Source organism: Demequina lignilytica (genome assembly GCF_030418375.1).
Taxonomy (GTDB): domain Bacteria; phylum Actinomycetota; class Actinomycetes; order Actinomycetales; family Demequinaceae; genus Demequina; species Demequina lignilytica.
Genome location: NZ_JAUHPZ010000001.1, coordinates 693,445 through 703,605, shown reverse-complemented (window position 1 = coordinate 703,605; position 10,161 = coordinate 693,445). Strand labels below are relative to the sequence as shown.

Sequence of the window (10,161 nt, the reverse complement as noted above, 5' to 3'; positions counted from 1 at the left end):
AGGAGCACGGGATCCGCGAGGATCACGGGGCTGTGGCGCAGCTGGTAGCGCACCTGCATGGCATGCAGGGGGTCAGGGGTTCGAGTCCCCTCAGCTCCACGAAGTGTTGAGACAGCACTGATCGAAGGGCCGCCCTCAGGGGCGGCCCTTCGTGTTTCCCCCCGAGGCCGGGCCTGCCGTGCGACGATGCCGGGGAGCGAGGGAGGCGCGACATGGCCGGTGACGGCTCGGTCCGGCGCACCGCGGACGACGTGGACGCCTTCCTCGCGGCGAGCCCTCGCGCAGGCACCCTGCAGGCGGTCGACGCCGCGCTGCGTGCGGGCATGCCCGGCGCGCCGCGCACGCTGTGGCGGGGAGTCTTCTGGGGCGGCACGGATCAGGCGATCGTCGGCTACGGGGACATCCGGCAGCCGCGGCCCCGGGGCGCCGACGTCGACTGGTTCCTCATCGGCCTCGCCGAGCAGAAGAACCACGTCAGCCTGTACGTGAACGCGGTCGCCGACGGCGCCTACCTCGCACACCGCTACGCGGAGCGCCTCGGCCGGGTGAAGGTCGGCTCGGCGGTCGTGACCTTCAGGCGGCTCGAGGACCTCGACCTGGCCGTGGTGACGGAGATGGCGGCGCGGGCGTACGGCCCGTCCTGAGCCGCGTGGTCGGGCGGTGCCGCGTGGCGTGAGCGCGACCGTGCACCGGGTGTCACCTAGAGTGCGTGGCATGACGACGACGTCCTCCCTGCCGGCCGCGGCGCTCGACCCGGCCCGCGCATCGTCCCTCGCCGCGCTCGCGACCGGCGGGGGTGAACCCCTCGCCTCGACCTGCCCGTGGGACGGCACGCTGCTCGGCGAGCTGCCGACGGCCACGCGTGAGGACGTCCTCGCCTCCGTGGAGCGGGCGCGCGGCGCCCGACGCGCGTGGGACGCGACCCCGCTGCGCGAACGTGCCGCCATCGCCCGGCGGGTCGCGGTGCTCGCACGCGACCGTCGAGACTCCCTCATGGATCTGATCCAGCTCGAGACCGGCAAGAACCGGCTGAGCGCGTTCGAGGAGGTCGGCGACGTCATCCTCAACGCCGCCTACTACGCGCGCACGGCCCCGCGCGCGCTCCGGTCGAGGCGGCGGCGCGGCCTCATGCCGGTGCTCACCTCCGCGATCGAGCATCGCCTCCCGGTGGGGGTGGTGGGGATCATCACGCCCTGGAACTACCCGCTCACGCTCGTGGTGTCCGACGCGCTCCCGGCGCTGCTGGCCGGCAACGCCGTGGTGCTCAAGCCCGACTCGCTGACGCCGCTGACGGCGCTCGCCGGGCTCGAGCTGCTGCGTGACGCGGGACTGCCCGACGGCCTGATGCAGGTGGTCCCCGGCGCCGGACGCGACATCGGGCCGACCCTGGTCGACGCGGTCGACCAGCTCCAGTTCACCGGATCCACCGCGACCGGTCGCAAGCTCGCGGCGCGCTGCGGGGAGCGGCTCATCGGCTGCTCGATGGAGCTCGGCGGCAAGAACTCGATGGTGGTGCTCGAGGATGCCGACGTCGCCCGGGCCGCGGCGGGCGCGGTGCGCGCCTGCTTCTCCAACTCCGGCCAGCTGTGCGTCTCGATCGAGCGCATCCACGTGGCCGACGCGGTGCACGACGCGTTCGTCGAGGCGTTCGTCGCACGCGTGACCGAGATGACGATCGCGGGCGGCCTCGGGTGGGGTCCCGGCATGGGCTCACTCGCGTCGCCCGCGCGCGTCGCGGCGGTCATGGCGCACGTGGACGATGCGGTGGCCCGGGGCGCGACGGTCCTCGCGGGCGGCCGGGCGCGGCCGGACCTGGGCCCGGCGTTCGTCGAGCCGACGGTCCTGACGGACGTCACCGCGGAGATGAGGGTCGCGCAGGAGGAGACGTTCGGGCCCGTGGTGTCGATCTCCCGCGGCGCGTCGGAGGCCGAGCTGATCGCGTCCGCCAACGCCGGGGGCTACGGCCTCAACGCGGCGGTGTGGTCGCGGAGGCACGGCGCCCGGGTGGCGCCGCTGCTCGAGGCGGGCACCGTCAACGTCAACGAGGGGTACGCCGCCGTGTGGGGGTCCACGGACGCGCCGATGGGCGGGATCAAGGACTCCGGGCTGGGCCGCCGCCACGGGATCCACGGGCTGCACAAGCATACCGAGTCGCAGGCGGTCGCGACTCAGCGCGGGCTGCCGGTCGCGCCTCCACCGGGCTGGTCGGATCGCCGCTACGCCGAGGTCATGACACGGGCGCTCGCCGCGCTGACGAAGGTGCGTCCGTGAGGGCCGGCGGCCTGCCGCTCGCCGGCGCCCGGATGCTGATCACGGGCGGCGGGTCCGGGATCGGCCGCCTGATGGCGCTCGAGGGCGCCCGCCGCGGTGCCGAGGTGATCGTCTGGGACCTCGACGAGGCCGCCGGTGCCCGGGTGGCGGGCGAGATCGACGCGCGAGGCGGTCGCGCATCGTCCGCCGCGGTGGACGTGTCCCGGCATGACGAGGTGGCCGCCTCCGCGCGCGCCGCCGGCGACGTCGACGTGGTCATCAGCAACGCGGGTGTCGTGACCGGCGCCCCTCTGCTCGAGGCGAGCGAGGAGGGGATCGAGCGCACGTTCCGCGTCAACGCGCTCGCCCCCTACTGGATCGCGCGCGCCTTCCTGCCGGGCATGCTCGCCCGGAATCGCGGCACCGTGGTGACCGTCGCGTCCGCCGCGGGGCTGGTCGGTGTCGCGCGGCAGACGGACTACGCGGGGTCGAAGTGGGCGGCCGTCGGGTTCACCGAGTCGCTGCGGGCGGAGCTCCGCGCCCAGGGGTCGCAGGTGAGGACGTTGGTGGTGTGCCCGTACTACATCGACACGGGCATGTTCGCCGGGGTCCGGACGCGCGTGCCGGCGCTGCTGCCGATCCTGCGTCCGGAGCGCGTCGCCGAGCGCGTGATCGACGGCATCGAACGGGGTCGCGAGCAGATCGTGATGCCTCCGCTGGTGCGGGTGCTCCCCGTGGTGCGCGCGCTGCCCGTGCGCGCCTTCGACGCGGTGGTCGACGCGTTCGGGGTGAACCGGTCGATGGACGAGTTCACGGGCCGTCCCGCCGATGCTCCGCACGGATCGGGCTCCGACACGCCGAGGTGAGGGCGCGGGGCGACGCGCCGAGCCGGAGTGTCGCGCGCGGAACCGTGCGGAGCATCGTGGGGGTGGTGCCGTGCTCGCGAACGGTGGCGTCGCGCCAGCGACTCCCTAGTGTTATAGTTCTTCTATAACAACTTCGGAGGTTTTCATGTCCGTCCCCCATGACACGGCCGTGTCCCGCGCGATCGCGGTCGGAGTGATCGCGCCGGTCGCCGTCGCCGCGACCGCGGTCGTCGTCCAGCTGCTCATGCTCGGGGACCTGCCCGACCCGGTCGCGACCCATTGGGGGCCGTCCGGGGTCGACGGCTTCGCGCCGGCATGGACCGTGCCGCTGATGACGGCGCTGCTCGCCGGCGGCCTCCCGCTGCTCATGTCGGCGATCGCGGTGCCGCCGATCCGCGCGGGCGAGCGCGGCTTCGTGCTGCGCCTCCTGATCGCGATGGCGGTCGGGCTGAGCGCCTTCCTCGCGGTCATCCTCACCGGGTCGCTCGTGCTGCAGCGCGGCCTCGAGGACGCCGCGGACGCCGGATCCGTGCTCCCGGTCGTGGCGGTGGCGGTTCCGATCGGTCTCGCGGTCGGCGGGGCGGGCTGGCTGCTCCAGCCCCGCCACGCCGCCGCGCCCGCGGAGGCCACGCCCGTCGCGCCGCTCGAGCGCCGGCCGGGCGAGCGGACCATGTGGTTCGGCCGCGCGGAGATGGCGCCCCTCCCGCTGGGCGCCCTGCTCGGTGCGACGGTCCTGCTGGGCGTGCTCGCGCTCGTCATCGGCCTGACCTCGGATCCAGTCGCCGCGTGGATCCTGGCGGGCACCGCGGTGCTCATCGGCACGCTGGTCGCGACGCTGACGGTGTTCCGCGTGCGCGTCGACGCCTCAGGTCTCACCGTGCGCTCCGCCGCCGGGCTGGTGCGGATGGGGGTCCCGGCGTCCGACGTCGCCGGCGTCGCCGTCACCGAGGTCAAGGGGCTGAGCCAGTACGGCGGCTTCGGGATCCGGTCCGTGCCGGGGGCGACGGCCGTGGTGCTGCGATCGGGCACCGCGCTGGAGGTCACGCGGGTGAACGGGCGTCGCTTCGTGGTGACGCTGGACGATGCCGAGGGTGCCGCCGCGGTGCTCGCCGCCGTCGCGGAGGACGCTCGTGCTGCTCAGGATTGACCCGGCCGCGGGCGCGCCGCTGTACGACCAGATCGCGGCGTCCATCCGCGCGGATGCCGCCACCGGCGCACTGGTCGAGGGGGATCGGCTGCCGTCCGCGCGGGAGGTCGCGGAGTCGCTCGACGTGAACCTCCACACGGTCCTCAAGGCGTACCAGATGCTCCGCGACGAGGGCCTGGTGGAGATGCGCCGAGGCCGCGGCGCCGTCATCGGTGCCGCCGCGGCCTCGCTCGCCGACCTCCGCGCCGACGCGCAGGCGCTCGCCGCCCGCGCCCGCGAGCTCGGCGTCGGACCCGAGGCGCTCGCCGCCCTGGTGCGGGCGGCCGCTCAGGAGTCCTGACGCCGGCTGCGGAGCCGCCTGGGGGGCGACCGCGCCGGGACATCGATCCGGACAGTGATGTCCGGTAGGATGCGAGTCACCTCCGGACAGGGTTGTCCGGATCGAGTCTCCAGGGGAGTGGGCATGACGAGGTGGGATGAGGAGGTCGACCTGCTCGTGGTCGGCACCGGTGCGGCGGCGATGTCGGCGGCGATCGCGGCGAAGGACGAGGGCCTGGAGGTCCTCGTGGTCGAGGGCTCGAGCGAATGGGGAGGGTCCACCGCGATGAGCGGCGGCGGCTGCTGGCTGCCGAACCACCCCGGGATGAAGGAGATCGGCGTCGACGACTCCGAGGACAAGGTCCTGACCTACCTCGACGCCTGCGTGGGGACGCCGGAGGAGGTCGGCCCCGCATCGTCCCTCCCGCGGCGTCAGGCGTTCGTCCGCACCGCCCCGGTGGTCCACGCCTGGCTCGAAGGCCACGGCATGGTGTGGCAGACGGCGAAGAAGTACCCCGACTACTACCCGGACCTGCCGGGCGGGATCGCGGGCGGCCGGACGGTCGAGCCGGCCCCGTTCGACACGCGACGGCTCGGCGACTGGTGGGACCACGCCCGCAACGCGCTGCCGCCCATCCCGCTGTTCGCCGGCGACACCTACCTGCTCGCGCGCGCCTGGTCGACGTTCTCGGGCATGGTGGGCGGCGCGCGCCTCGTGCTGCGCACCCTCGGCGGCCTGGTGACGGGCAAGCGGCTGTCGGGGCTCGGCATGTCGCTCGCCGCCCGACTCATGTGGATCGCGAGGTTCGAGCAGGGCACCGAGGTGCGGCTCGACACGCCGCTGACGGACCTGGTGGTCGAGGACGGGCAGGTGGTCGGCGCCGTGGTGGGCGGACCGGACGGCGAGCGCCGCATCCGCACCCGGGCCGGTGTTCATCTGGGCGCGGGAGGGTTCGACCACAACGCCGCGTGGCGCCAGGAGTACCAGGGACTCGACCAGGAGCACTCCTCCGGCAACCCCGCGAACAAGGGGACCGCGATCGAGATCGGCATGCGGCACGGCGCGGACGTCGCGCTCATGGACGATGCGTGGTGGGGTCCGTCGGTGGTGCCCGCGGGCGAGCACGGGGCGACCTTCATCGTCTCGGAGCGCTCGATGCCGTTCACGATCGTGGTCGATCAGGACGGCGAGCGCTACGTCAACGAGTCCACCAGCTACGTCGACTTCGGCCACGCCATGATCGAGCGCGGGCTCGAGCGGACCAACCACTCGTGGATGATCCTCGACGTCCGCCACCGCCGGCGTTATCTCAACAACGCGTTCCTGGTCGGGAGGAAGGACCTGTTCGCCGAGGGCGGGGCCGTCGAGGCCGACACCCTCGAGGAGCTCGCGGAGCGCATGGAGGTCCCGAAGGACGCCTTCAGGGCCACGATCCAGCGCTTCAACGCCTTCGCGCGCGAGGGGGTCGACCGCGACTTCGGCCGCGGCCGGGACGCCTACGACAACTACTACGGCGACCCGTCCCACGGCCCGAACCCCAACCTGGGCGAGATCGCCCGCGGGCCGTTCGTCGCGATCAAGATCATCCTCGGCGACCTGGGCACCAAGGGCGGCCTGCTCACGGACGAGCACGCCCGTGTGCTCGACACGGCGGGCGAGGTGGTCGGCGGCCTCTACGCCGCCGGGAACTGCTCCGCGGCCGTCGTGGGGCGGACGTACCCCGGCGCGGGCTCGACGCTCGGCCCTGCGCTCGTGTTCGGGCACATCGCTGGACGGCACGCCGCCTCGCGGCTCCGGCAGGCCGCGCCCGCCGACGCCGCCGGGGTCTGACGCGGGGCGCGCGGGTCCCGGTCGGGTGAGGGGCGGCCGGGACCGCGCGCGGGGTGCGGCGCACCGCGCTAGGGTCGACCGCATGAGATATGTCGCACTCGGTGACAGCTTCACGGAGGGCGTCGGGGACCCCGCCCCCGGGGGTGGCCTGCGCGGCTGGGCCGATCTGGTCGCCGCGGGCCTCGCCGCCGGGCGCGACGAGCCGGTGCACTACGCGAATCTCGCGATCCGCGGCCGGCTCATCGACCAGATCGTCGACCAGCAGCTCCCGGCCGCGCTCGCCCTCGAGCCGGCTCCCACGGTCATGACCTTCAACGGCGGCGGCAACGACATGATGCGCGCCGGTTGGGACACCGGGCACGTGGTCGACCTCTGCCTGCGCGTGGTGGCCGCCACGGCCGACGCCGGCGTCTCCCTGATCATGCTGAGCGGGCCGGACCCGACCGCGAGGCTGCCGCGCGGCCGGGTGTTCGCCGACCGGGCCGACGCGATGATGGCGGCCCTGCACGACCTGGGCGAGCGGCACGACCACGTGACCTTCGTGCACAACTACGGGGACGCGGAGATGCGGCGCGCGGCCTACTGGTCGCCGGACCGGCTCCACCTCAACCCCCTGGGCCACTCACGCGTCGCGGCCCGCGTGCTCACCGCGATGGGGGTGCCGACGGATCTGCCTCGCGACGATGCGCCCGATCCCTCGGCGCCCGGCGTCCTGGGCGAGGCGCGCTACGTCGCGACGTACGTGCTGCCCTGGTTGGCAAGGCGCCTCACCGGGCGGTCCTCGGGTGACGGCCGCGAGCCGAAGCATCCCGGCTGGGTCGAGGTGCCGCGCGCGTCGTCCCTCTAGGCTGGCCGCATGCCGACGCCCGACTTCATCCTGTCCCTGCGCGCCGCGGTGGGTCACGAGCTCCTGTGGCTGTCGGGGGTCACCGCGGTGGTGCTGCGGCCCTCGGCCGCGGGTGGGCGGGACGTGCTCATGGTGCGGCGGGCCGACAACGGGGCGTGGACGCCGGTGACGGGCATCATCGACCCGGGGGAGCAGCCCGCCGTGGCGGCCGCGCGCGAGGTGCTCGAGGAGGCCGACGTGGTGGCCGAGCCCGAGGCGTTGGTGCGCATCCACGCAGAGCCGCCGATCAGCTATCCCAACGGCGACCGGTCGCAGTACCTCGACCACACGTTCCGCTTCCGCTACGTCAGCGGGGAGCCGTTCCCGGCCGACGGGGAGAACACGGAGGCGCGCTGGTACCACGAGGACCGGCTGCCGATCATGAGCGCCGAGATGCGCGCCCGCGTCGGCGCGGCTCTGGCGCCGGGCGACGTCTGCGCGTTCGACCGCGCATAGGCGAGGTCAGGCGAGACCCAGCTCCTCGAACAGGGTGGCGATGCCCCCGCGCGTCGGCGACGGCGTGGTGCGGTCCGCCGCGGCGATCGCGCGCGGGTGGCCGTCCTCGATCGCGATGCCGAGCGCCGCGTACTCGAGCATCTCCACGTCGTTCGGGCCGTCCCCGACCGCGACGATCGCGGCGCGGTCGAGGCCCAGGTGCCGGCGCACGGCGTCGACGCCGACGGCCTTGTGCAGGGAGGCGAGGTAGATCTCGCCCGCCCCGTCACCCATGTCGGGCACGGAGCTCGGGAGGGCGGCGACCTCCGGACCGATCTCCTCGACCACCTCGGTGATGGGTGTCCGACCGCCGAAGCAGGTGATCTTGGAGAACGCGACGCCCGCGAGCGACTCGCGCGGCTCCATCGACGCGAGGACGTCCCGCAGGCCGACGGCGGTCGACGGGTCGATCCCCGCGGCGCGCAGGCGAGCCTCCCAGCGCTCGCGGAGCGCCTCGATCACGCCGGGCCGCGTGTGGTTGCGCTCGCCGGCCTCGAGCACGTACGTCGCGCCGTGCCGGTCGAGCACCTCGCGTGCCCGGGTCGCGAGCGGCTCGGGGAAGCGGACGTCGGCGAGGACGCGGTCGCCGACCAGGACATGCGCGCCCGCGCTCGCGACCATCCCGTCGAAGCCGGCGGCACGGATCGACGCGGGGATCATCGACACCGGCCGCCCGGTGCTGAGGAACACGAGGTGGCCTGCCGCGCGGGCGTCGCGCACGGCGCGCGCATGCTCGGGGGGCACCACGCCGTGGTGCGCGTAGGTTCCGTCGATGTCGAGGAAGACCGCGCGGCGGGACGATGCGCCGGCGGCCGTGCCGCGGGAGGTCGCTGGGGTCACGCGCCCCAGCCTACGAAGGGTCGACGTCCTTGCGCGCCCAGACGGGGGTGCCGTCCGCCGTGAGGACCGAGATGCCCCACGTCCACGCGTCGGCCGTGGGGTTCCACGCGCGCATCGCGACGCCCGTGAATGTCGCCTCCGAGGTCTCGATGGTCACGTGCCCGCCGTCCTCGAGGGTCCACGTGCCGTCGAGGACGCCGCTCACGTTGCCGTCGGGCTCGAGCGCCAGGGGGGCGGACATCGGCGTCAGCGGTGAGATCACGCGGTCGAAGGTGATCGCCTGCCATGTCCCCGCGAGGTCGTCGGGTGACGCGGTCTCCGACGCCTCGCCGGCGTAGCGGCCCGGGGACACCACCGGCCAGCCGTCGACGGTCAGGTACGTCCGGTGGACCCGGACCTGATGCATCTCGCCCGTGCCGGGGAACCGCGAGTGGAAGACCAGCGAGGTCGCGCCCGTCTCGGGGGCGCGGTACCAGGAGTTGTGGCCCGGCGACACGTATCCGGCCTCGACGCCGACCGCCGGGGCGTCCGCCCACTCGTACCCGCCCAGGATCTTGACCCCGTACGGCTCGATCGACGCATCGTCGAACACGGTGCCCGGCGCGCCGGCGACGTCCGCGGCGGGGTTGCCCTGCGCGTCGACGTACGGGCCGCCGGGATGCTCCGAGCGGAACACGCGCACCTCGTAGCCGCCGGACGCGTCGAGGCCGCCGAAGGACACGTAGAGGTAGTAGTACCCGGTCTCGGGCGCGTACTGGACGGTCGGGCCCTCGATGCGGGCGTGGTTGCCGCCGAGCAGGTGGGTGCCGTAGCCCTGGCCCTCGAGCGGCAGGCCGGTGGCGGGGTTCATCTCGAGGATGAAGATGCCGCCGGAGTACGAGCCGTAGACCATCCACATGGCGCCGTCGGCGTCGTAGAACGCGTCGGGGTCGACCGCGTTGGGATGGACGGTCGCGTCGTACATCTCGCCGGGGTTCTCGGACTCCTGGTCCCACATCCCGGACCTCAGCAGGATCCCCTGGTCGACGTAGGGGCCGTCGACCGTGTCGGCGATCGCGAGCCCGAGCGCGGAGCGGGGGGAGTCGCCCTTGCAGGCGTTGTAGTACATCGCGTAGCGGCCGTCCGGGAGCTCGATCACGTCGGCCGCCCAGAGGGTGTCCGTCTGGGCCCACTCGAAGGTCTCCGCGAGCTCGGCGTAGACGTCCCCGAACAGCGCGTTGTCGGGGTCCGCATGCAGGTCGACGGTGTGCTGGGTCCACGCGATGAGGTCGGAGGAGTGCGCGGACGCGCCGTGGGAGCCGAAGATCCAGACCCGGTCGTCCGACGTGACCACGGAGGGATCGTGGACGGTGACGTCGGCGAGCTCGGGGGCGGGGGGCGGATCCGCGGGCCCGGCGCATCCCGCGAGGGTGGCGCCGGCCAGGGCGATGAGGGCGATCGCAGCGGCGGCGCGGCGGGTCACGGTGCTCTCCTGTTCGTCGTCGGACAGGGCGCGAGGTGGCGCGCCGGGGATTACTCTACAACGATG

General features: G+C 73.9%; 10 protein-coding genes and 1 tRNA gene. 9 read left to right on the top strand and 2 right to left on the bottom strand.

Annotation, left to right across the window (positions count from 1 at the left end):
• Positions 1 to 26 precede the first annotated feature (26 nt).
• The 9 genes from QQX13_RS03165 to QQX13_RS03125 all read left to right on the top strand — a co-directional run bounded on the left by QQX13_RS03165 (position 27) and on the right by QQX13_RS03125 (position 7,754).
• Positions 27 to 99 (top strand) — tRNA-Ala (locus QQX13_RS03165).
• Between the two features lie 113 nt (positions 100 to 212).
• Complete coding sequence (locus QQX13_RS03160) at positions 213 to 644, top strand: hypothetical protein (protein WP_301120127.1); 432 nt, start codon at positions 213 to 215, stop codon at positions 642 to 644.
• A gap of 70 nt (positions 645 to 714) precedes the next feature.
• Positions 715 to 2,271 carry a succinic semialdehyde dehydrogenase gene (locus tag QQX13_RS03155; RefSeq protein ID WP_301120128.1) on the top strand — a complete coding sequence of 519 codons (1,557 nt, stop codon included), beginning with the start codon at positions 715 to 717 and terminating at the stop codon, positions 2,269 to 2,271.
• Positions 2,272 to 2,303: 32 nt separating this feature from the next.
• A complete protein-coding gene (locus QQX13_RS03150; protein WP_301120541.1) occupies positions 2,304 to 3,116 on the top strand; it encodes an SDR family oxidoreductase in 813 nt (270 codons plus the stop codon).
• A gap of 145 nt (positions 3,117 to 3,261) precedes the next feature.
• On the top strand, positions 3,262 to 4,263 hold the full coding sequence (locus QQX13_RS03145) for an SdpI family protein (protein ID WP_301152481.1): 1,002 nt from the start codon (positions 3,262 to 3,264) through the stop codon (positions 4,261 to 4,263).
• Positions 4,247 to 4,603 (top strand): GntR family transcriptional regulator, encoded by a 357-nt coding sequence (locus tag QQX13_RS03140; RefSeq protein ID WP_301152479.1) that lies wholly within the window; start codon positions 4,247 to 4,249, stop codon positions 4,601 to 4,603. Before QQX13_RS03145 ends, QQX13_RS03140 begins: the two co-directional genes overlap by 17 nt.
• A gap of 123 nt (positions 4,604 to 4,726) precedes the next feature.
• On the top strand, positions 4,727 to 6,412 hold the full coding sequence (locus QQX13_RS03135) for an FAD-binding protein (RefSeq protein ID WP_301152478.1): 1,686 nt from the start codon (positions 4,727 to 4,729) through the stop codon (positions 6,410 to 6,412).
• A gap of 82 nt (positions 6,413 to 6,494) precedes the next feature.
• Complete coding sequence (locus QQX13_RS03130) at positions 6,495 to 7,259, top strand: SGNH/GDSL hydrolase family protein (RefSeq protein ID WP_301120134.1); 765 nt, start codon at positions 6,495 to 6,497, stop codon at positions 7,257 to 7,259.
• Positions 7,260 to 7,268: 9 nt separating this feature from the next.
• Positions 7,269 to 7,754: an NUDIX hydrolase gene (locus QQX13_RS03125; protein WP_301120136.1), complete on the top strand. Its 486-nt coding sequence runs from the start codon at positions 7,269 to 7,271 to the stop codon at positions 7,752 to 7,754.
• Positions 7,755 to 7,760: 6 nt separating this feature from the next.
• Here the strand turns inward: QQX13_RS03125 and QQX13_RS03120 are convergent, their stop codons facing one another.
• Positions 7,761 to 8,633 carry an HAD hydrolase family protein gene (locus QQX13_RS03120; RefSeq protein WP_301120138.1) on the bottom strand — a complete coding sequence of 291 codons (873 nt, stop codon included), beginning with the start codon at positions 8,631 to 8,633 and terminating at the stop codon, positions 7,761 to 7,763.
• Between the two features lie 10 nt (positions 8,634 to 8,643).
• Positions 8,644 to 10,095 (bottom strand): glycoside hydrolase family 43 protein, encoded by a 1,452-nt coding sequence (locus QQX13_RS03115; protein ID WP_301120144.1) that lies wholly within the window; start codon positions 10,093 to 10,095, stop codon positions 8,644 to 8,646.
• Positions 10,096 to 10,161: the final 66 nt, after the last annotated feature.